This is a genomic window from Acinetobacter sp. AB03 (assembly GCF_058107045.1).
Genome location: NZ_JBUEBA010000002.1, coordinates 697,387 through 720,793 on the forward strand (window position 1 = coordinate 697,387; position 23,407 = coordinate 720,793).

Here is a 23,407-nt window from a genome sequence, read left to right on the forward strand (position 1 = left end):
TATCTGAATATTTTCCAAATGTTATTTATGCTCTTAAAAAATTAGAATTTTTTCATTTAGATTTTCACAAAAGCGGTGAATCCGATGGACATCTAGTCCCACATTTAGAGTTAGTTACAAGTGAATATTGGGAAGCACTACAGTTAGTCTGCTTTTCGATACTGTTTGCTCAACCTGAACATTTACCTACGATCATGGATATTTTGGCTTATGAAAATGACGAACAAGATGCCCTATTAGATAAGTTGGTATCACCTTGGTTACCAGAGCGAGATATTTCGAATATTTATTTAAGACAGTTGCCTTATCGAAAACTAGATAAAGTCTTTTCAGCCAAAGAAGAAGACAGACCAAAACTGATGTCACAGTATTTGGATGAATGGTATGGAGCCAGTAAACGAGAGCCTTATCATGATCGGCATAAGAGTAGTCAATTTCCAGGCTATTGGTCGCTTGAAGCAGCGGCAGTTACCGTTGTATTGAGAATAGATGATAGTAGTTATCGGGATAAACCTTATTATCCAAAAGACTTGGTTGATTATGCTCGAAGCCAATATACGCCTTTAGATCAACAAGGTAATGCTGAGGATGGTGACAAGCGTTTACGTTGTTTTGCAGGTGAAATATGCCCTCAATCTGGTGAATGGTATAGCCCAGCAAACAACATGGATAAACGTCATTTTAACCAAGGTGATGTGATGCCCGAGATTCCAAATAATGCTTGGGGTGAAACGATTTGGTATTTGGATTTAAGTCATTGATATGAATTTAAAGGAACTGATGAGGTTCCTTTTTTATAAAAATTTTCTGGCGTTTAGAGTAATAAGATTGATTTGGGAGAAATTTTTAATTACTCAATTAAACTGTCATTGAGTAGGTTTATGGATATTTTAACATTAGATGATTGGAATAATTTTCATAGAGAAAATTATCAAAGTCATAAAGATTATAATTCACGAATAGATGCTATTTTTAGAAAGATTTCGATAGGAGTGGCTTTGTTGCATAAATATGTAAGCATTTGATTTAAATAAATTTAATTTTGGATCAAAAAATAATCAAAACTTTTAAAATCATATAGTTATGAAATCTTTGTGCAACAAAGCCCTAGATTGAAATTAATGTGATATCAACAGGAACTGATCTTAATAAAAATGAGCCAAATTTATATTTAGTACATAGTTACTTGGGAACAATGAATACTAGCTAGAAAGGTTATGGCTTTATAATTTTATGAAACTTTTAAAATGTTCTCCTGTTGAGGATTATAAGCCGTGGATACTTAGTCCTCAAAAATGAATAGTTCTATTCTTTGAGGGAATAGAACTTATGATCGATTTAGCACAACAAATTGGACATGCAATTCGGAGTTGTCGAGTTGAGCAGAAAATTTCCCAAGAAAAATTAGCATTGCTTTGCAATATTGACCGTAGTTATTTAGGGCGGATTGAACGAGGAGAAGTAAATATCACAGTGTTAAAACTCTATGAGATTTAATAGATAATTTATTAACTCATAAATCATTTATTTCAGTCATTAATTGGGATGATATTGTAAATAATCCTGAAAAATTAAGATATCTAATAGATTTAACTTTTCAGGATAAGGATAAGGCTGAATATGATTTATCTAGACCAATGAAAGGTAAAAATAGTTCTAATAACTCTACCAATTCCATTTTTCAGAATTTATTTCAAATGGAACCTTAACATGGTTCTCAAAAAGGTATTAATTGATCTAAAGGAATCTAATAGTTCAGCATAAGCATAGTAAGTCTTTTGTATTTCGTAGATCGTCGTGTTGTAGAAAAATTTTCCACTTCCTTCGCCGGAATATTCGATGGTATTATCCGTAGAAATTTTTTGATACCAACGACGATAGTTATTCTGATTCTTAGTCAAAAACTTGTTTAGCTCTTGGAGTATATGATTTGTTAGGTCATATAGATCCTTATCCCTTTTTGGATCAAGAATTTTCATTTCGTGACGGAAAAAATTATAAGTTTCGAAATATGATTCGAATACATCTGAAAAATTATCATATTTTGGCTCAATTCTAAAAAGTGTTCTTTTGGAATCTAAAAAGTTAGAAACACTATTGGTATATAAGGTTCTAGATGTATCAAATAATATATTTAATCCACCTAAACTTAGTTTGTCTATTCTCAAAGAATACTTTTTACCAAGATATGCTGTAAAGGCTATGTAGCTTACTAAGCAAATTACAGTTGTAACAATCGTGGAAGATACGATTGAAAAGTTGTTTTTAAATTTTTCAGATACCCAAGCTGAGTAGTCTATGTAGAACATACTAATTAACATAGCAAGGAGAATTATGAAAATTAACTTTGTTAGATGCTTAGCTATATATGAGGAAAGAGAGTCAGTGATTTTTTTCATATCAATAAGATGCATTAGGTTTTATTAATGTTATGATAAAATTAATAAAAAATAAAAGGTTGTTTGATGGTAACTATGATTAGGCGTAAAGTTTTCATTTCTCATTACAAGGGTGATCGAATAGAGGTTGATAATTTTATAAAAAGGTTTGGTCATCTTTTTATTACTAAAGTTCTTGGTGCTAATGACAATGATGAGTTTATTAACAGTACTGATACTGAATATGTAATGAGAAGAATTCGCCAAAAGTACTTAGACGATAGTACTGTCACCATTGTGTTGCTGGGTAGTTGTACGCACAGTCGTAGGTATGTGGATTGGGAGATAAAAAGTTCATTAAGATATGATGCTTACACTCTACCGAATGGTTTAATAGGGATTGTATTACCTAGCCAAAATAATCGTTGTTATTTACCTGCTAGATTTGAGAATAATTGGGATCAACAACATTATAATTGTTATGCAAGATTTTATCCCTATCCTAGTTTAGATCAACAATTGGTTGAATGGATTGAAGATGCATATATTGCAAGAACGCAAAGGAAGCATTTGATAAATAACTCTAGAGTCATGCTGGGTTACAATGCAAAATGCAATATTCATGGAGCTACCCATTGATTGACATTATTACACCACCTTTAGCAATACATTTTGTTTGGCACCATGCTGATAATGAATCATTTAAAAAGTATTGTCAGCCTTTTAGAAGATTTTTAACGAGAGATATTGAGCGGCCTTTTTCGCGTGAATTAAATATTCCTACTTTTTTTTATAGTAGTTTAAGCGAAATTCCGAGTTATCCCATTAGTTTAGCTCAAAGAAATATAGTATTTATCTGTATGAGTGAGAATACACTCACAGATGAAAGATGGATTGATTTTTATAAAAATTTCCCTGTAGATCAAAGTTTGTCACTAATTCCAGTGGCTTTCGATATAAATGGTTTGAAGCATTGCAACCATCAAGGTGCTCTTTTAAAGCGCAATGCTTTGAGATTATACGAATTCGGTTTGGCAGATGATGATCAGACACGTGAATTAGAATCTATTTTAAAATTATTACATGAGTTGTATAGATTTGGTTTTGTTGATACAGAATCACCGTCTGTAGGGTCTGATACATCTATTCATCTTTTCTTGAGCCATGCTAAGAAAGGAGAAATGGGTGAAATATATGCAAAAGCAATCAAGCATTATATTGATACAACTAATATGAAAAATTTCTTTGATGCCTCAGAAATTTCAGTTGGTTATCAATTTGATACAGAGATAATTAGTCATATCCATAAATCTACGTTAATAGCTATTACTACTGATGCATATTCATCTCGCTATTGGTGTCAGCGTGAAATTTTAGAAGCTAAAAAAAATAATAGACCAATCATTTCAGTAAACTGCTTACAAGTTTATGAAGATAGGATATTTCCGCCAGCTGCGAATGTGCCATGCGTACATATTGCACCTACTGATCAGCCAACTAAATTCGAAATTCTAAATATTCTAGTTGCTGCGTTAACTGAAACTATTAGATTTAATTTTTCTATATCTCTCCTAGAGTATTATAAGCAACAATTATGGATAGACTCGACAGCAATTGCTCTAGCTCGTCCTCCTGAAATTCAACAAATAGTTTCTTTACGAAGTACACTTAATGAAAGTGAAATTTTAAAAATTTGTTATCCAGAGCCTCCTATTTATGCTGAAGAGATAGATTGGCTTGAATTCTTAAAGGTGAAACCTTCAACTCCTTTATGGGCAGTTGGAGATTCGAATACACAAAATAAAAAAATTGGTATTTCGATATCTGAATATGGTGAAGATTTTGAGAATATACACATTCATGAAGATGAGTTGAAACGATTTTCACAAGAGCTTGTTAGGCATCTTCTCGTCAGAGGTAATACTATCATTTTTGGAGGAGATTTAAGGAAAGATGGTTTTACTGAATTTCTTCTTGATGAGGCTAGTATTTTACAAAATAGATTGCCTGAAAGGGAATTCAAAGTCGAGAATCATCTGGCTTGGCCATTGCATATCACTAATGATTTAAGCAAATGGAAAATTAAATATGATCAAATCATTTCACAAATTAAATATGGCATTCCTGATGACATAGATGGGCAAGTAGATGAATCAGTTTTTTTACCCCCTACAGATTCTTTTAGCAAATTTATTTGGTCTAGATCACTAACATTTATGCGGGAACAATCAATATCTAATAGCGATATTAGGGTTTTTGCAGGGGGTAGACCTAAAGGTTATAAAGGTAAAATGCCTGGTGTTCTTGAGGAGCTTTTAATCTCGATTGAATATAATAAACCAATATATTTAGTGGGCGGTTTAGGTGGAATCATAAAAGATATCTGTATGATAATTAGTGGGGATACTATACCTGAAACTTTGACATTAGATTGGCAGTTATCAAATAATGAAGGTTATGATGAATTAATAGATTATTTGTCACAACAAGGTTATGAAATCAACTATTTTGATTTTATTGCCAAGATTAAAAGTATAGATATTGATCATTTGGCATCATTGGCTGGGCTATCTGTAGTTGATTATAGAAAATTAATGAAAACACCATTTATTGATGAAGTTATTCATTTGATTCTAAAAGGTGTAAAAAAAATTGCATAATTAGACATGTTAGATTGCTATATGGCAATCTAACAGTTTTCTTGTTAATTAATAAAATCTGGTAATCTTTTTCCTTTTACCCATGCATATTTGAGTTCGTTAAAGTATTCACTTTTAGTAATTGTTGGATAAAGCTCTAAATACTCTTGTCCCTTAAATTCTTCATTTTCTTCAAAAGTTAACGGAAGAACACTAACTTTTTCAGGACGAAATCCATCAAAATATCCGAGTTCCCATGGCATCCATTTAGATTCTTTTGAGCTAAATGTATGAATATAGATTAATGACTTACATTGTCTCATTCTTTTTCTTAATATATTTGCTGTAGTTGCATTAACTTTATCTCTTTCTAATAAGGGATCAATAATCCAATCAACATATACTGTAAAACCACTTTCCTCTAGTAGAGTTTTAACACCTAAGATTAAATCGGCGTCTTTAACTGCATGAGATAAAAATATATCAAAACTATTTTGTCTCTCTTGATTTTTTATAGCTTCATTAAGTACTGAATCAAGCATAATGTGTTTAGATTTAGCTTGAGCTCTGTTGGCTGCTGAACGTGCATCAGATCTGGTAAAAAATTTCATATTTAGAATTCTTTTCAAATTAAATTTTATGATTAAAAAAGAGCCTAATATTTAGACTCTTTTTGAGGAAATTTCATTTGTCGCTAAGGAAAACTTATATGTCGCCTTACGCACATTATCTGTCATTCAGCGGTGATGCTTTACCTTACCAGCTCAACGCGCCGCCAGTCTGATAATCTGTCACACGTGTTTCGAAGAAGTTCTTCTCTTTACGCAAGTCCATCATTTCAGACATCCACTGGAATGGATTGTTTACACCAGCAAACTGCTCAGGCAAGCCCAACTGTGCTAAACGGCGGTTACAGATGAATTTCAAGTATTCTTCCATCATCGCAGCATTCATACCCAATACACCACGTGGCATAGTGTCACGCGCATATTCGATTTCAAGCATCGTACCTTCAAGAATCATTTGAATGATTTCTTCTTGGAATTCAGCAGTCCACAAGCTTGGGTTTTCGATCTTGATTTGGTTAATCATATCGATACCAAAGTTCAAGTGCATCGACTCATCACGTAAGATGTATTGGAATTGCTCAGCAACACCATTCATCTTATTACGACGGCCCATCGACAAGATTTGGCTGAAACCACAGTAGAAGAAGATCCCTTCAAGAACACAGTAGAACGCGATCAAGTTACGAAGCAAAATTTGGTCGTTTTCAGGTGTACCTGTTTGGAAAGTAGGATCACTTAAAGACTGCGTATATTTCAAGCCCCAAGCCGCTTTACGTGCAACAGATGGAACTTCGCGGTACATGTTGAAAACTTCGCCTTCATCCATACCTAAAGATTCGATACAGTATTGGTAAGCGTGAGTATGAATTGCTTCTTCAAATGCTTGACGCAAAATGTACTGACGGCATTCAGGGTTGGTGATGTGACGGTAAATCGCCAACACCAAGTTATTTGCAACCAATGAGTCTGCTGTAGAGAAGAAACCAAGTGAGCGCATAACAATGGTACGTTCGTCTTCAGTTAAGCCATTTTCAGACTTCCAAAGGGCGATGTCATGGTTCATGTTTACTTCTTGTGGCATCCAGTGGTTTGCACAACCGTCTAGATATTTTTGCCAAGCCCATTCGTATTTGAACGGTACAAGTTGGTTTAAGTCCGCACGACAGTTAATCATGGCTTTGTCGTCAACTTGTACACGTTGTGCACCCATTTCTAGTTCTTCTAGACCTGGAGCAACATCTAAACTTTCTAAGGCGTTAGATGCTCTTGCCAACGGATCGGCTGAATTTGTTGATCGGCTTCGAGGGGTTGAAGCGGGTTGTGCAGTTGCCACATTCTTCTGTGGTTGCTCTGCAGCAGATACCATCTGCGGATTAGCCGCTTTTTGCGGTTCGACGGGCGCAGACTTGTGTTCAGGTGCAGCCGGTTTTTGCGAATCATCTTCGAAATCGTCCCAACTTAGGATAGACATATCAATTCTCTCTACGTTGCTTTATATCTTTTATCGACATCCAGCTACGCTGAGATGTCTTACTATACGCTTAATTTGTGAAAGCAAAATTAAGTTTTGCCAATCATTGTTCTAAAACTGTGCATAGAACGTGATTCTCACGACTTATTTTGCTTTCGCTTTTTGCTTTGGTTTGCTTTTACCCAAAAGTAGGCAATGGGCATATAAAACAAAACCACAAAGGAAATCACCAAGGTCGCAAGACCTAACATATAGTTATGTGTCATATGGAGCATGGTGGGTTCCTTTAATGAAACATATTAAATATGTTCTTGAATCCAATCACATCCTTTGAGTGATAGCCAACCTCTAAAATCTTTAGATGCTTGCAATACAAGAACGTGATCATTTTTATCTAGATGTTTATTTAACTTTTCATAAATTTCATCAGCGCTTTTAGGGGTACTGATAAGCCAATATGATTTCATTAAATGACACCAGCTATCAAAGCTTTTTAATTCTTTGATTAAGGCTTCATAGCTTTGACCTTCCTTATAGAGGTCGTAGCTTATCGAATAAACTGCCATTTATATCTCCTTAAATATCATTCATTAGAGCAGTTGTTACCCAAAAGTCCTTGACGATATTGCGAGATCAGGCGATTATTCACCTGCTTTTTACGAAGCAATATGTCGAAGAACTCGCTTCTTAGACTGGAAAGGGGATCTGTAGGAAGATTCCCTTTTTTTTATGTCTAAAATTTGTCTCTTAGGATTAGTAGTAGGAATTACTTTGCCTCTGAGTTGAATTAACTATTTACATAATTAATCCAAGAATTCTAACTTTTTTAATCTCCCTAAATCCCTCTTTTAAAAGAGGGACTTTCACACCTCAATAAGTTTGGTGTAATTCCCCTCCTTTTAGGAGGGGTTAGGGGAGGTGATTACTGACAAGCCTCACAGTCTGGATTATCAATTGAACACGCCATTGGCACTGGAGCTGCTTGACCGAAGCCTTCATCTTCAGCAACCACTTCTGGTTTAACTTCCTGAGCAACTGCTGCAACAGGCGCTGCCGTTACAGTTGCAGGTTTTACTGCATTCAATGCACCAGTGTTAATGGTTGATTTCTCAGCAGAAGTTGCACCTAAAGCTCGGAGGTAATACGTTGTTTTTAAACCACGTAACCAAGCCATTTTATAGGTCAAGTCCAGTTTCTTACCGTTTGCACCAGAGATGTAAAGGTTTAAAGACTGCGCTTGATCGATCCATTTTTGACGACGTGATGCAGCATCCACAATCCAGCGTGGCTCAACTTCAAATGCCGTCGCGAAGATTGCTTTAAGCTCTTCAGGAATACGAGAAATCTTCTGAACTGAACCTTCAAAGTGTTTCAGATCATTCACCATCACAGAGTCCCATAGACCACGGTCTTTCAACGCACGTACTAAGTACGGGTTGATCACTGTGAACTCGCCTGACAGGTTCGATTTTACATATAAGTTTTGGAATGTCGGCTCAATCGACTGAGACACACCACAAATGTTCGAGATGGTTGCAGTCGGTGCAATGGCCATCACGTTCGAGTTACGCATACCGTCTTTTTGAACTTTGGCACGTAAAGTGTCCCAGTCCAAACGTTGAGTGCGGTCAACTTCAAACATACGCTCAGGACGTGTTTTTGCAACAAGGTCTAGCGAGTCAATTGGCAGGATACCTTGATCCCATAGTGAACCTTTGAATGTCTCATAAGTACCACGTTCAACAGCCAAATCACTTGATGTTGAAATTGCGTAGTAGCTGATCACTTCCATCGATTCATCAGCAAAGTCTACTGCTGCATCAGAACCATAAGCGAGTTGCATTTCATAAAGCGCATCTTGGAAGCCCATGATGCCCATACCCACTGGGCGGTGTTTCAAGTTCGAGTTTTTCGCTTGTGGCACAGCATAGTAGTTAATGTCGATCACGTTATCGAGCATACGAACCGCTGTTTTCACTGTACGTGCAAGCTTTTCACGGTCTAACACACCACCTTGAACGTGTTGTACAAGGTTGATTGAACCTAAGTTACATACCGCAATTTCATCTTTGCTTGTATTTAATGTGATTTCTGTACACAAGTTAGAAGAGTGAACTACACCAACGTGTTGTTGTGGTGAACGTAAGTTACATACGTCTTTGAATGTGATCCACGGGTGACCTGTTTCAAACAACATTGACAGCATTTTGCGCCACAAATCTTTTGCACGGATTTTCTTGTGCAACATGTTTGTTTCTTTTGCAATTGCTTCATAGTGTGCATAACGCTCAGCGAATTCTGCACCCATTAAGTCGTGTAGATCTGGTGTTTCAGATGGCGTGAACAGGGTCCATTCAGCATCTTCAAAAACACGTTGCATAAATAAGTCAGGAACCCAGTTCGCGGTGTTCATGTCATGCGTACGGCGACGGTCATCACCAGTATTTTTACGTAGCTCTAGGAACTCTTCGATGTCCAAGTGCCAAGTTTCAAGGTATGCACACACAGCACCTTTACGCTTACCACCTTGGTTAACTGCAACAGCAGTATCGTTTGCCACTTTAAGGAATGGAACTACACCTTGTGACTTACCGTTTGTACCTTTGATATATGAGTTCAAGGCACGAACTGGCGTCCAGTCATTACCTAAACCGCCTGCCCATTTAGATAGCATTGCGTTATCACGCATAGCGCCATAAATGTCATACAGGTCATCATCAATGGTCGTTAAATAGCAGCTTGATAACTGTGGACGTAGCGTACCTGAGTTAAACAGGGTAGGCGTAGACGCCATGTAATCGAAGCTAGACAATAAGTTGTAGAACTCGATTGCACGTTCTTCACGGTTTGCTTCGTTGAGTGAAAGACCCATCGAAACACGCATGAAGAATAATTGTGGTAATTCGAAACGTACGCCATCTGAGTGGATGAAGTAACGGTCAAATAATGTTTGCAGACCTAAGTAAGTAAATTGGTTAGAACGTTCTGGTTGAATCGCTGCGGCTAATTTCGCAAGATCAAAGTTAAGAAGCTCTGGTGAAAGTAGGTCTAGCTCAATACCTTTCTTCAGGAAAGTTTCTAAAGCATCGCCTTCAGCTGTGTCTTCAGACAAGCCAAGGAAAGTTAAACCAGTTGCGACCAATTCATCACGAAGGAGGCGAGCTGTCACGTAGGTATAGTTTGGTTCTTGTTCGATACGTGTACGTGTTGCCATCATCATCGTGGTTGCGATGTCAGACGCTTTTACACCGTTGTAAAGGTTTTTAATGGTTTCATCGATGATCGCTTGAACATTGATGCCTTCTAAACCTTCAGCCGCTTTTGTTACAGTCGCTTCAAGCTTACGCATGTCAAGCGGTTGAAGCTGACCATTGGCGTCAGTAATTTGTAAGGTTGGGTGATGGTTTTCACCTGCTTGTTTACGTGCATCAGCACGTTGATCGCGGTAGATGACATACGCACGAGCAACTTTCTGTTCACCTGTACGCATCAGCGCAAGTTCAACTTGGTCTTGGATTTCTTCGATGTGAATTGTACCGCCAGAAGGTAGGCGGCGACTGAACGTATTTAATACCATCTCGGTAAGTTGAGAAATACGATCGTGGATGCGGCTTGAGTCAGCACTTTGTTGGCCTTCAACAGCCAAAAATGCCTTACCAATGGCAACAGAGATTTTTTCTGCGTCAAAGCTGGCAACATCTCCAGTGCGTTTAATCACCTGAATTTGACCAGGGGTTGAATTCGATACGCTCATGCTAGCATAGCTCCATTTTGTCATCTATTTTTATGTCTATGGACCGTTTGAACTGGGCAGTTTTTATGCCACAGTGTTTGAGGTTTAAACACAAGACCTAGTGGTTTAAAAATTAATTGAACACAAGATACGGGAAAATTCAGGGTAGATCAATATTGACATTTTATTAAATATTTTGATCGATTTGGTCTCGGAAAGATCTCAAAAAGATCCATTTTTTATGATTCTTGTATTAAGCCTTATTAGACAAGGCGATAGCATAACAAAGCTCGGTTTAAGTGCTTATAGATAACATTGTGGATAAGTTCAAAACAGACGAGTGAGTGAGTTATAAACTGTTCAAACAGTGACTTGGTATGAAAAATCGCCATTTTGTAAAGAAACGTTTCTTTTGCTTTGGTTGGATATACAGCAAACGCGAGAAAGCCTGCATTTCGAGGTTAAAAAAATGTATAACAAAATGCTACTTTGATGTATCAGTTTGGTGAACAAGATCTTGTTTACAATGTAAACGTGTGTATATTGCAAAATATATCAGAGCGTATCCCTTGGATTTTAAAGGATACGTTAAGTTGTCAAAATAAAGGGGCACTCCATGAGCCAAGAAGAAAAGTTACCAAAAATTTTAATCGTAGAAGACGATGAGCGCCTAGCTCGCTTAACTCAAGAATACCTGATCCGTAATGGTCTTGAGGTTGGGGTAGAACCCGATGGTAACCGTGCCATTCGCCGTATTATTGCAGAACAACCCGATATGGTGGTGTTGGATGTGATGCTTCCAGGTGCAGATGGTTTAACCATTTGCCGTGAAGTACGTCCACATTATCACCAACCGATTTTGATGTTGACTGCACGTACTGAAGATATGGATCAAGTGCTTGGTCTAGAAATGGGTGCAGATGACTATGTGGCAAAACCAGTTCAGCCACGTGTTTTACTTGCACGTATTCGTGCTTTATTACGTCGTACAGACAAAGCACCTGAAGATGAAGTTGCACAGCGTATCGAATTTGATGATCTGGTGATCGATAACGGTGGTCGTTCAGTGACTTTAAATGGTGAGTTGGTTGACTTTACCAGCGCTGAATATGACTTATTGTGGTTGTTGGCTTCAAATGCAGGACGCATTCTTTCTCGCGAAGACATTTTCGAGCGCTTACGTGGTATCGAATATGACGGTCAAGACCGTTCAATTGATGTACGTATTTCGCGTATCCGCCCAAAAATTGGTGATGACCCTGAAAATCCAAAACGTATTAAAACGGTACGTAGTAAAGGCTACTTATTTGTAAAAGAAACCAATGGTCTTTAAGCCGTTTATTTGATTCGTTAAAACGGGACATTTTTAGTGTTCAAACACAGTATATTCTTGCGTATCTATGCTGGGCTGGTAGTGCTGGTCGCTATTGTTGCCCTCATGGGATATTTGCTTGTACAAATTATTAACTATCAGCGAGTGCAAGAATATCGCGAGTCTTTGACGGACGGGATTTCCTTTATTATTAGTGAAGGTGTATCCCGTCAGACCAATGCACAGCAAAAAGCAGACTGGATTTCAGATGCTTCAGATTTGCTTGAACTGCCGATTAATATGATCCCTGCCGATAAGGTGGATTTGAGTCGTGCAGAATTAAAGCGGATCAGTGAGCGTAAAGCGGCTGTGCGTTATGATGCACAAACGCAAGTCGCTTACCTGATTATTGGTCTAAAAGATGATCCGAAACATTTACTGTATATTAAAGTAGATAAAATTGGTGAGCTGCAAATGAAAGCACTCCCGATTTTTATCCTAGATTATTTGGTGTATTACCCAGGTCAAGAAGAAGAGTACTTGGAAAAAGTACAGAAACATTTCTCTTATCCTGTGCAAATTGAAGAAGTACAAAATCTGGCTTTAGAGTCGGAGCAGATTGGTCGTTTGCGTTTAGATCATAGCGTGATCTTATATCGTGATAGTGCTTCTGTGCGTGGCACCACCATTTCTATTGTGTCTCCACCTTTACCTAGTTCACCGAGCAAGGTTTTGGTATTGGGGCCTGTGCCTATTTTCAACTGGATGCCGTTTCAGCTCGCAGCGGGGATTACCTTGTTGAGCCTGTTTGTACTCAGTTTGGGGGTGTATGGCTTGCTTGTACCGATGCAGCGTAAACTGCGTGAGGTCAATTACGGTTTAAACCGTATGAAAGCAGGTGATATGACCCTACGTTTGCCTGTCGATGGCACCGATGAAATGGCCAGTCTAGCCAATAGCTATAACAGCATGTCAGACCATATTCAGCGACTCATCGAGGCGCAGCGTGAGCTGATGCGTGCGGTCTCACATGAGCTTCGTACGCCCGTTGCTCGGATTCGTTTTGGTATGGAAATGTTGGCTGAAGAAGATGATTATGAATATCGTCTTCAGCAAGTCGATATGATTGATAAAGATATTGAGGCTTTAAATACCTTAATTGATGAAATCATGACCTATGCCAAGTTAGAGCAGGGCACACCATCACTCGATATTGAAAACATTGTATTGTTTGAAGTCTTAGATCAGGTGGTGGTTGAGACGGAAGCCTTAAAAACCCAGAAAGAAATTCATTTAAATGCTCCTCCTTTAACTTTAAAAGTTGAAGCTGAGCGTCGTTATTTACACCGCGTGGTGCAGAACTTGGTTGGTAATGCGGTTCGTTATGGTGACCATCAGGTGCTGGTCAGTGGCGGAATTAATGACAGTGGTATGGCCTATGTTTGTGTTGAAGATGATGGGCCAGGCATTCCGGAAGATGAGCGAGAGCGTGTTTTTGAAGCCTTTGCACGTTTGGATGATAGTCGGACTAGAGCATCGGGTGGCTATGGTTTAGGATTGTCGATTGTGAGTCGAATTGCCTATTGGTTCGGTGGTAGTGTTAAAGTGGATCAGAGTCCAAGTCTCGGTGGTGCACGTTTTACCATGACATGGCCGGCACACCGCTTTAGTAAGTCTAAAAAGAAGTATAGTGTCAAAGAAAGTACGGATCCAAAAAGCTAAGCATTGAAAATAAAAAAGCACCGAATTTCGGTGCTTTTTTATTTTCAATGCTGGCTTATTCTTGGATGCTGGCATCGGGAGAAATAATCTGTTTGCCTTGTTTTAGGCTTTCAAGCGCATCTGCATTAAAGTCAATCAATAAAGAGTTGTTTTGCGTATCTATGCCATAACGGCTAATGAGCTTTTGATCACCATTAATCGTTTCAATTTTATATTCATCCACAATATTCATAATGCCATCAAGGTTGGTGGTGGCTGAAGCTTTGTCTTGGCGAAAAAGTTCATAAATGTCGCGTAAATCAAAGATGGCATTATTGGCATCGGGGTGTTTACGAACATAAGTTTCAACATGGCGAATAAGCAACTGGGCAAATAAAAAATAGTTAGGTTTATGGGTGAATTCCAGACTCATGTGGTGCTCCTTATTCTTTGTTGTTGGTTGTTTATATCAATAGCACAAGAAAAAGCCAAGTGCATTAATTGATTGGGGTGATTTGCAAAAAAATACAAAAAATATGAGTGACTTAATCTACTTTTTTACTTTTTAAATAAGCAAAATGCTGCAGTTGAAGAGCTGAGTTTTTTAAACTGCTGATTGTGTGATTGTTATCGAAATAAGGCTGAAAAATGCTTTATAGGCTTTGTTTGAATGTTAAAATTTGGAAAAATAATAGAATAGTAGTGTTTTATTAGATAAAGCGATTGGTTTCGAAATAAAAGGGCTTTCATCGAAAAAATCTCAAAAAACGAAGAGAAATCATCCTAAAGACGAAGGTCTATAAGCTAGCAACTTACGTCAGCAATCGGGTACAATTGGCGGGATTAATTTTGTGTTTGGTGTATTTGAAGGCCAATACATGCATTCTTTGTTAATAAATTAGGCCTGCCAGGAGTTATCCCCGCATGAGTGCCATTACTCCATACGAATGGGCAATTATTGCCTTCGTGATCGGCGTTACATTTCTTTGCGTCTTTATGCTCACTGTCCCATTACTCCTTGGGGGTAAGTCATGGGGCCGTGCAAAGCAAGAGCAATTTGAATCAGGTGTGGTTGGTGCTGGTGGCGCACGTATCCGCCTGTCAGCAAAGTTCTATTTGGTTGCAATCTTCTTCGTCGTATTCGACTTAGAGGCGCTTTACCTTTATGCATGGGCTACATCGGTTCGTGAAGTGGGTTGGGTGGGTTTCACCACTGCAGCAGTATTTATTTTAGTTTTACTCGTTGGTTTGGTTTATGAGTTGTCTACTGGTGCGCTTAACTGGTCGCCTTCTGACAAACGTAAAGCAGCAGGGATTAAACCTAAAGTTGGTTCTCCAAATATGAATCTTGCAGAAATCACTCGCTTTAATTCAATTGAAGAGTTGGTTATGGACCCTACAGGTCAAATCCCAGCTCAATCATCTGGTCGTGTGAAAGATAAGTCACCGGCTAAATCGTCTGATAAGGAGTAACTCGGGATGAAATATACATTAACCCGTGCGAATCCGGATGCTGATCAATATCCACTTCAAGAGCGTCAAATCGTAACGGATCCGCTTGAAGAAGAAGTGAATAAAAATGTGTTCATGACTCGTTTAGAGGACGTGGCACATACAGCAGTGAACTGGGGTCGTAAGAACTCAGTTTGGCCGTTTAACTTTGGTACATCTTGCTGCTACGTAGAGTATGCAACGACTTTAACTGGCGTGCATGACTTGTCGCGTTTCGGTGCCGAAGTAATCCGTGCTTCACCTCGTCAGGCTGACTTGATGATTGTTGCAGGTACATGTTTCGTCAAAATGGCTCCAGTTATTCAACGTTTATATGAACAAATGTTGGAACCGAAGTGGGTTATTTCAATGGGCGCATGTGCAAACTCTGGCGGTATGTACGATATTTATTCAGTAGTACAAGGTGTGGATAAAATCATCCCAGTCGATGTTTATATTCCAGGTTGCCCACCCCGTCCAGAAGCATTAATCCAAGCATTAATGTTGTTACAAGACCAAATTCAATTAGAGCGCCGTCCACTTTCTGCCGTGATTGGTGATGATCTTAAGCCAGTGTATAAGCCAAAGATGATGCCAGAACGTGACCGTAAGAATGCTGAACGTATTGCAGTGAAAAACTTACGCTCTATGGATGAAATTAAATAATTTAAACGACAGTTGTTTTGATGCACCCGGTCTGGGTGTAGTTGTCGTTTAGGTTGAATGAATTTGTATTAAATAGGAAGCCAAGCCAATGGCTGAAACTGAAAACGCTATGCCAGAGTCAGCGCAAGTTGATTCACGCCCAGCATTTGCAATTGTAGAAGAGCTCAAAACCAAATTTGGCGAGAACTTCTATGTGCAAACGACTTTTGAAGACTTTCCAACAGTCTGGGTTGAGCGCGCGCGCGTACAAGAAGTTTTAATGTTCTTGCGTACAGTGTCACGTCCATACGTGATGTTGTTTGACTTGTCTGCGGTAGATGAACGTTTACGTACACACCGCGACGGTTTGCCTGCGTCTGACTTTACTGTGTTCTATCACTTATTATCGCTTGAGCGTAATAGTGATATTCGTATCAAAGTTGCATTGAATGAAAATGATGTAAATCTTCCAACTGCAACCAACATTTGGCCAAATGCCAACTGGTACGAACGTGAAGCTTACGATATGTTCGGGATCAATTTCGAAGGGCATCCAATGCTCCGTCGTATTTTGTTGCCAACCTATTGGGAAGGTCACCCACTTCGTAAAGAATACTCTGCACGTGCCACTGAATATACGCCGTATATGCAGAACCAAGCAAAGCAGGATTACGAACAGGAACACCTTCGTTTCGTACCTGAAGATTGGGGTATGAAGCGCGGTAATGACGACGAAGACTTCATGTTCTTGAACTTAGGTCCGAACCACCCATCTGCGCACGGTGCTTTCCGTGTAATCTTGCAGTTAGATGGTGAAGAAGTGAAAGACTGTGTGCCTGATATCGGCTATCACCACCGTGGTGTGGAAAAGATGGCTGAACGTCAAACTTGGCATTCATTCATTCCTTATACCGACCGTGTCGACTACTTAGGTGGTTGTGCGCAAAACATGCCTTATGTGATGGGTGTGGAGCAAATGGCGGGTATTACTGTACCTGACCGCGCGCAATGTATCCGTGTCATGATGTCTGAATTGTTCCGTATCAATAACCACTTATTGTATATCGGTACTGCGATTCAAGATGCCGGCGGTATGACACCAGTCTTCTACATGTTTGCGGATCGTCAAAAAATCTATGACGCGATTGAAGCAATCACTGGTTACCGTATGCACCCAGCATGGTTCCGTATCGGTGGTACAGCGCATGACTTGCCAAACAACTGGCAGCATCTGATTCGTGAAATCCTAGATTGGATGCCGAAGCGTATGAATGAATACTACACCGCTGCATTACGCAACTCAGTATTTATTGGTCGTACCCGTAACGTAGCTCAATATGATGCAAAATCTGCATTGGCTTGGGGCGTGACTGGTACAGGTCTGCGTGCAACAGGTATTGACTTCGACGTTCGTAAATATCGTCCATACAGTGGCTATGAAAACTACGACTTCGATGTGCCACTTGAGTACGAAGGCGATGCTTATGCACGTGTCATGGTTCACTTCCGTGAAATTGAAGAATCACTCAAAATCGTGAAGCAATGTTTAGACAACATGCCTTCAGGTGCGTACAAAGCAGATCATCCATTGGCTGTTCCACCACCAAAAGACAAGACTTTACAAGACATTGAAACCTTGATTACGCACTTCTTAAGCGTATCTTGGGGTCCAGTCATGCCTGCAGGTGAAGCATCTGTGATGGCGGAAGTGGTCAAAGGTGCGTCGAACTACTACTTGACTTCAGACAAGTCAACCATGAGTTATCGTACCCGTATTCGTACACCGACCTTCACGCATTTACAGCAAATGCCTTCTGTTATTAACGGCAGCTTAATGTCTGACTTGATCATTTATTTAGCGACTATTGACGTCGTTATGGCTGACGTGGATCGCTAAGGGGTAAACGCATTATGATGATTTTGACTGATAAAAAGCCACGCGTGAATGTTGAAGGGATTTTGACTACGGACGAAATCCACGAAATTGAACATCACATTGGTCACTACCCGTACCCACGTGCAGCATCTTTGGATGCTTTGAAGTGTGTACAACGCCGTAATGGCTGGGTAGATGACGCGCAGCTAAACGCCATTGCTCAGTTATTGACAATCAGTGTTGCTGATTTGGAAGGTGTTGCAACTTTCTATAACCGTATTTACCGTCAACCCGTGGGTCGTAACGTCATTTTACTTTGTGACTCGATTGCATGTTTCTTGATGGGTGCGGAAACTTTAGCAGAAGCTTTTCAGCGCGAGTTAGGCATTCAGTTTGGTCAAACGACTGCTGATGGTCGTTTTACTTTGCTGCCGATTTGCTGCTTAGGTAACTGTGACAAAGGCCCAACCTTAATGGTGAATGAAGACACTCACGGTTTGGTTGAAGTTTCTTCAGTGAAACAGTTATTGGAGAAGTATGTATGAATACCGAACCAAAACCAATTTATGGCGAAGGTAACCCAGAAACGCATCCATTAACTTGGCGTTTGAGTAAACAAGAGCACGTTCGTAATGCAGATGATTACGAAGCGCTTGAAGGTTACGCGGGTCTGAAAAAAGCAATCACTATGCCGCCGAAAGATGTGCTTGAAGTGATTAAAGCTGCGACCGTAAAAGGCCGTGGTGGTGCGGGCTTCCCAGCAGGGATCAAATGGTCTTTGATGGCGCCAAATGACAATTCAGGTCCACGTTACCTGATTTGTAATGCCGATGAGATGGAACCAGGAACCTTTAAAGACCGTTTGTTGATGGAAAAACTTCCTCACCAATTGATCGAAGGGATGTTGATTGCAGCGTATACGCTAGAAGCAACTCATGGTTATATCTTTATTCGTGGCGAGTACATTGAAGCGGCTGCTTACTTAAATGAAGCGCTTGAGCAAGTTCGTGCCAAAGGTTACTTGGGTGAAAACATCCTTGGAACTGGCTGGAGCTTCGAGTTGCATGTGCATACTGGTGCGGGCCGTTATATCTGTGGTGAAGAAACTGCATTAATCAACTCGCTTGAAGGTCGCCGTGCAAACCCACGTACGAAACCACCATTCCCACAAGTTGCAGGTGCTTGGGGTCGTCCTACCATTGTTAACAACGTAGAGACCTACAATAACCTACCAGCAATCATGTTGCGTGGTCCTGAATGGTATATCGGCTTATCTGCGGGTAAATCGAAAGATCCAGGCACAAAAATTTATGGTGCATCTGGCAAGGTGAAATTCCCTGGTCTTTGGGAGCTTCCATTTGGTACAACTGCGCGTGAAGTCATTGAAGACTATGCGGGCGGTATGCGTGATGGCTTGAAGCTTAAAGCATGGTTACCGGGTGGTGCGTCTACAGACTTCTTGGCTGCTGAACACATTGATCTACCGATGGATGCTGAGAGCATCATGAAAGCAGGTTCACGTTTAGGTACGTGTTTGCTGATGGTGGTGGATGAAACGCAATGTATGGTTTCAGCGACTCGTAACTTAGAAGAATTCTTTGCACGTGAGTCATGTGGTTTCTGTACGCCTTGTCGTGATGGTTTACCGTGGGCGGTGAAAGCACTGAAAGCATTGGAAGATGGTACAGGTAAGAAAGAAGATATCGATCACTTACAAGAACTTACTCGTAAGCTTTGGATTGGTAAGACTTTCTGTGCGCATGCTCCGGGTGCAATGGAACCGTTGATGGGTGCACTCAAATATTTCCGTGGCGAGTTTGAAGCAAAAGTAGTGAATGCTGCTGCGCAAACTAGCAACGTAGAACAAGCTTAAGGAATTCGACTATGGCTACAATTCATGTCGATGGCAAATCGTACGAAGTCAATGGCTCAGAGAACTTGCTGCAAGCATGTTTGTCTTTGGGTATTGATATCCCGTACTTTTGTTGGCATCCATCCTTAGGTTCTGTCGGTTCTTGCCGTCAATGTGCCGTGACTCAATACGCGAATCCTGAAGATACGCGTGGTCGTTTAGTCATGTCATGTATGACGCCTGCATCTGACAATACCTACATCTCGATTGAAGACAAAGAAGCGAAAGACTTCCGTGCGTCAATTGTTGAGTTCTTGATGACGAACCACCCACACGACTGTCCAGTGTGTGAAGAAGGTGGTCACTGTCATTTACAAGATATGACCGTGATGACTCAACACGATCGTCGTCGTTACCGTTTCACTAAACGTACACACTACAACCAAGAGCTGGGCTCATTCATTTCACACGAAATGAACCGTTGTATCGCATGTTACCGTTGTGTTCGTTACTACAACGACTATGCGGGTGGTACTGACTTTGGTGTGTATGCAAGCGCGTCACGTGTTTACTTTGGTCGTCCTGAGTCAGGCACTTTAGAGTCTGAATTCTCGGGTAACTTAACTGAAATCTGTCCAACAGGTGTATTCACCGACAAAACTCACTCAGAACGTTATAACCGTAAGTGGGACATGCAGTATGCGCCAAGCGTATGCCAAGGCTGTTCTTCGGGTTGTAATATTTCTCCGGGTGAGCGTTATGGCGAACTTCGTCGTGTCGAAAACCGTTTCAACGGTGAAGTGAACCAATACTTCTTGTGTGACAAAGGTCGTTTTGGTACAGGTTATGTGAACCGTGCAGATCGTCCACGTCAACCGCAGTTCCGTGATGGTGCTGAAGTCACTACAGTTTCTGTAGATCAGGCATTAGATACGGTGATTGCAAATATCCAAGGCAAAAAAGTCTTAGGTATTGGTTCTCCACGGGCATCACTTGAGTCGAACTTCGCGCTTCGCAAATTAGTCGGTCAAGAGAACTATTCAACAGGTATGTCTCAAAAAGAGCAAAACTTGGTTGAATTGGCTGCATCGATTATGCAAACCGAAGGTGTATATAACCCCGGTATGCGTGAAATCGAAAGCTATGATGCCGTGCTTATTTTGGGTGAAGACTTAACGCAAACTGCGCCACGTATGGCGTTGTCTGTTCGTCAAGCGGCGAAAAACAAAGCCAAAGAAATGGCTGCAGAACGTCGTACTCAAGACTGGTTAGCAGAACCGCTACAACGTATTGCTCAAGATGCGAAATCACCGATTTTCATCCTCGCTGCAACGCAAACTCGTCTTGCTGATGTTGCTGCAGGTGAAGTGGTTGCTTCTCCAAACGACATCGCTCGTTTAGGTTTTGCCGTTGCTGCTGCTGTGAAAGGTGATGCAATTCTTGGTCTGGCAGATGATGCGAAAGCATTTGCTCAGAACATTGCAGATACACTGAAAGCGGCGAAGAAACCACTGATCATTTCAGGTACAAGTTTACAAGACGCATCTATCATGGAAGCTGCTGCACAAGTCGCGCAAAATCTTGGTGGAAATGCTGGCTTAAGCTTGACTGTTCCTGAAGTGAACTCTATGGGCTTAGCAATCTTCGGTGGACAAAGCTTAGAACAAGCGTTTGCACAAGACTATGACACGGTTGTGATCGTTGAAAATGATCTATTCCGTCGTTTGCCAGCGGTACAAGTTGAAGCAGCACTTTCTGGTAAAGATGTGATTGTTTTAGATCACTCTGAAACTGAAACTGTGAAGAAAGCGGATATCGTACTTTCTGCTGCGTCATTTGCTGAAGGCGATGGTACGGTTGTCTCTCAAGAAGGCCGTGCACAACGTTTCTATCAAGTGTATGACCCGAGCTACTACAAACCTGAACTGGCGATCAAAGAATCTTGGCGCTGGTTACATGCCATTGAAACAGGTGTGAAGGGTAAAGCGATTTCTTGGACCTTGCTTGATGACGTAATCGAGTCAGTTGCGAAAAACGTACCTGCACTTGCTGCGATTCAAGATGTAGCTCCAGATGCGGGCTTCCGTGTCCATGGTTTGAAAGTTGCGCGTGAACCGCGTCGTTACTCTGGTCGTACCTCTATGCGTGCACCATTGAACGTGCATGAACCGAAACAACCGACAGATATCGACTCGGCATTAACATTCTCTATGGAAGGTTATGTTGGGAACCAGACGCCGTCTTCACTGGTACCATTTGCATGGTCAGCAGGTTGGAACTCACCACAAGCTTGGAACAAATTCCAAGATAACGTGGGTGGTCACTTAAAAGGTGGTGATTCGGGTGTGCGTTTATTCGATCGTTTAGCGAAGCGTCCAGCACGTAGTTTCGTTGCTCCAGCGGTTGTGGTTGCAAACCCTGAAAGCTTCCGTTTAGTGCCGATGCATCACATTTTTGCTTCTGGTGAATTTACTGTGAAAACACCTGCGATGGAATCGCGTATTCCTGAAGCGGTCTTTGCAGTGGGTGAGCAAGATGCAACTCGTTTGAATGTTCAAGATGGTCAAAAAATCACTGTGAAAGCAGGCGAGACTTCGATCGTACTTCCAGTTCAAGTGATTGATTATTTACCTACAGGTTATATTGGTTATCCAGTTGGTCTTGCACCTACGGTTTCACTTGCTGAGCCTGTATCAGTCGCGGTAGGAGCGTAATTCATGCAACAAGAATTAATCCGTCAAACGCCGCTTTGGGCTGAGAACTGGCCAATTGCCTACTCAGTCATTCAAGCGATTGTGATTTTACTCGTTGTAGTACTCATCGCTGCGTTGATGTCTTTTATTGAGCGTCGTTTACTGGGCTTATGGCAAGACCGTTATGGTCCGAACCGTGTAGGTCCTGGGGGGATGTTCCAGATCGTTGCCGACATGCTGAAAATCATGTTCAAAGAAGACTGGACACCAAAGTTTGCTGACAAATTGACTTTCCGTTTAGCTCCTGCTGTTGCCATGGCAACAGCGGTGATGTCGTTCATGGTTATTCCTGTATCACCATACTTAGGTGTTGCAGACATGAGCATCGGTCTATTGTTCTTTATGGCAATGGCAGGTATTGCAGTCTATGCTGTATTGTTTGGTGGTTGGTCCTCAAACAACAAATATGCATTGCTTGGCGGTCTACGTTCTGCAGCTCAAACCATTTCCTATGAAGTGTTCTTGGGTATTTCATTGATGGGTGTGGTTGCAATTGCAGGCTCATTCAATATGCGTGAAATTGTAGAAGCACAAAAAGATGTATGGTTTGTCATCCCACAGTTCTTAGGTTTCTTAATCTTCGTGGTTGCAGGTGTTGCGGTCACTCACCGTCATCCATTTGACCAACCAGAAGCAGAACAAGAATTGGCGGAAGGTTACCACGTCGAGTACGGCGGTATGAAATGGGGGATGTTCTTCGTTGCGGAATATGTCAACGTGGTTCTGATCTCTGCATTGATCGTAACGCTATTCTTCGGTGGTTGGTTAGCGCCATTTAACATCGATATTCCGTTCATTCCACCAGTATTCTGGTTCATTATCAAAACAGCATTCTTTGTGATGATGTTTGTCTTGGCTCGTGGTTCACTTATGCGTCCGCGTTATGACCAAGTGATGAACTTTGGTTGGAAGATTTGCTTACCATTAGCGTTAGTTAACTTATTAGTTACTGGCGCAGTGATTCTGTGGTAAGGGCAGGGAGAATAA

General features: G+C 40.6%; 19 protein-coding genes. 13 read left to right on the plus strand and 6 right to left on the minus strand.

What is annotated here, in order from left to right; all coding sequences use genetic code 11:
• Both ACY3FQ_RS03720 and ACY3FQ_RS03725 read left to right on the plus strand, forming a co-directional pair.
• A partial coding sequence (locus tag ACY3FQ_RS03720) for a PoNe immunity protein domain-containing protein (protein WP_489773637.1) occupies nt 1–761 on the plus strand: 761 nt, incomplete at its 5' end.
• A 568-nt stretch (nt 762–1,329) separates the two neighbouring features.
• Nucleotides 1,330–1,497 (plus strand): helix-turn-helix domain-containing protein, encoded by a 168-nt coding sequence (locus ACY3FQ_RS03725; RefSeq protein ID WP_178929035.1) that lies wholly within the window; start codon nt 1,330–1,332, stop codon nt 1,495–1,497.
• Between the two features lie 191 nt (nt 1,498–1,688).
• Here the strand turns inward: ACY3FQ_RS03725 and ACY3FQ_RS03730 are convergent, their stop codons facing one another.
• Entirely contained in the window at nt 1,689–2,399 is a 711-nt protein-coding gene (locus ACY3FQ_RS03730; protein WP_489773638.1) for a hypothetical protein, read from the minus strand.
• 66 nt (nt 2,400–2,465) lie between these two features.
• On the opposite strand from ACY3FQ_RS03730, the gene ACY3FQ_RS03735 reads away from it, so the two are divergent.
• Entirely contained in the window at nt 2,466–3,017 is a 552-nt protein-coding gene (locus ACY3FQ_RS03735) for a TIR domain-containing protein (protein ID WP_178928350.1), read from the plus strand.
• The gene (locus ACY3FQ_RS03740) at nt 3,014–5,038 is read left to right on the plus strand and encodes a TIR domain-containing protein (protein WP_228128220.1); all 2,025 of its coding nucleotides are present in this window, start codon (nt 3,014–3,016) and stop codon (nt 5,036–5,038) included. Before ACY3FQ_RS03735 ends, ACY3FQ_RS03740 begins: the two co-directional genes overlap by 4 nt.
• A 44-nt stretch (nt 5,039–5,082) precedes the next feature.
• Here the strand turns inward: ACY3FQ_RS03740 and ACY3FQ_RS03745 are convergent, their stop codons facing one another.
• From ACY3FQ_RS03745 to ACY3FQ_RS03760, 4 genes are all read right to left on the minus strand, one after another.
• Nucleotides 5,083–5,628 (minus strand): TIR domain-containing protein, encoded by a 546-nt coding sequence (locus ACY3FQ_RS03745; RefSeq protein ID WP_005400339.1) that lies wholly within the window; start codon nt 5,626–5,628, stop codon nt 5,083–5,085.
• Nucleotides 5,629–5,773: 145 nt separating this feature from the next.
• Nucleotides 5,774–7,057 carry a ribonucleotide-diphosphate reductase subunit beta gene (locus tag ACY3FQ_RS03750; RefSeq protein ID WP_004982915.1) on the minus strand — a complete coding sequence of 428 codons (1,284 nt, stop codon included), beginning with the start codon at nt 7,055–7,057 and terminating at the stop codon, nt 5,774–5,776.
• Nucleotides 7,058–7,356: 299 nt separating this feature from the next.
• A complete protein-coding gene (locus ACY3FQ_RS03755; RefSeq protein ID WP_004695371.1) occupies nt 7,357–7,623 on the minus strand; it encodes a hypothetical protein in 267 nt (88 codons plus the stop codon).
• 356 nt (nt 7,624–7,979) lie between these two features.
• Complete coding sequence (locus ACY3FQ_RS03760; RefSeq protein WP_004695373.1) at nt 7,980–10,811, minus strand: ribonucleoside-diphosphate reductase subunit alpha; 2,832 nt, start codon at nt 10,809–10,811, stop codon at nt 7,980–7,982.
• A gap of 595 nt (nt 10,812–11,406) precedes the next feature.
• On the opposite strand from ACY3FQ_RS03760, the gene bfmR reads away from it, so the two are divergent.
• Nucleotides 11,407–12,123 carry a response regulator transcription factor BfmR gene (gene bfmR / locus ACY3FQ_RS03765; protein ID WP_004695375.1) on the plus strand — a complete coding sequence of 239 codons (717 nt, stop codon included), beginning with the start codon at nt 11,407–11,409 and terminating at the stop codon, nt 12,121–12,123.
• Between the two features lie 36 nt (nt 12,124–12,159).
• On the plus strand, nt 12,160–13,824 hold the full coding sequence (gene bfmS / locus ACY3FQ_RS03770; protein ID WP_005400340.1) for a sensor histidine kinase BfmS: 1,665 nt from the start codon (nt 12,160–12,162) through the stop codon (nt 13,822–13,824).
• Between the two features lie 55 nt (nt 13,825–13,879).
• On the opposite strand, the gene ACY3FQ_RS03775 is transcribed toward bfmS, so the two are convergent.
• Nucleotides 13,880–14,236 carry a hypothetical protein gene (locus ACY3FQ_RS03775; protein ID WP_004695379.1) on the minus strand — a complete coding sequence of 119 codons (357 nt, stop codon included), beginning with the start codon at nt 14,234–14,236 and terminating at the stop codon, nt 13,880–13,882.
• Between the two features lie 491 nt (nt 14,237–14,727).
• Between ACY3FQ_RS03775 and ACY3FQ_RS03780 the strand changes: the two genes are divergently transcribed.
• From ACY3FQ_RS03780 to nuoH, 7 genes are all read left to right on the plus strand, one after another.
• Nucleotides 14,728–15,276: an NADH-quinone oxidoreductase subunit A gene (locus ACY3FQ_RS03780; protein ID WP_004695380.1), complete on the plus strand. Its 549-nt coding sequence runs from the start codon at nt 14,728–14,730 to the stop codon at nt 15,274–15,276.
• A 6-nt stretch (nt 15,277–15,282) separates the two neighbouring features.
• Complete coding sequence (locus ACY3FQ_RS03785) at nt 15,283–15,960, plus strand: NuoB/complex I 20 kDa subunit family protein (RefSeq protein ID WP_004695382.1); 678 nt, start codon at nt 15,283–15,285, stop codon at nt 15,958–15,960.
• A gap of 88 nt (nt 15,961–16,048) precedes the next feature.
• Nucleotides 16,049–17,836, plus strand: a complete 1,788-nt coding sequence (gene nuoC / locus ACY3FQ_RS03790) for an NADH-quinone oxidoreductase subunit C/D (RefSeq protein ID WP_178928349.1) — start codon at nt 16,049–16,051, stop codon at nt 17,834–17,836.
• A 14-nt stretch (nt 17,837–17,850) separates the two neighbouring features.
• The gene (gene nuoE / locus ACY3FQ_RS03795; protein ID WP_004695385.1) at nt 17,851–18,360 is read left to right on the plus strand and encodes an NADH-quinone oxidoreductase subunit NuoE; all 510 of its coding nucleotides are present in this window, start codon (nt 17,851–17,853) and stop codon (nt 18,358–18,360) included.
• Complete coding sequence (nuoF, locus tag ACY3FQ_RS03800; protein ID WP_178928348.1) at nt 18,357–19,688, plus strand: NADH-quinone oxidoreductase subunit NuoF; 1,332 nt, start codon at nt 18,357–18,359, stop codon at nt 19,686–19,688. Before nuoE ends, nuoF begins: the two co-directional genes overlap by 4 nt.
• Before the next feature lie 11 nt (nt 19,689–19,699).
• On the plus strand, nt 19,700–22,381 hold the full coding sequence (nuoG, locus tag ACY3FQ_RS03805) for an NADH-quinone oxidoreductase subunit NuoG (RefSeq protein WP_178928347.1): 2,682 nt from the start codon (nt 19,700–19,702) through the stop codon (nt 22,379–22,381).
• A gap of 3 nt (nt 22,382–22,384) precedes the next feature.
• Nucleotides 22,385–23,392 carry an NADH-quinone oxidoreductase subunit NuoH gene (nuoH, locus tag ACY3FQ_RS03810; RefSeq protein WP_004695391.1) on the plus strand — a complete coding sequence of 336 codons (1,008 nt, stop codon included), beginning with the start codon at nt 22,385–22,387 and terminating at the stop codon, nt 23,390–23,392.
• Nucleotides 23,393–23,407 lie beyond the last annotated feature (15 nt).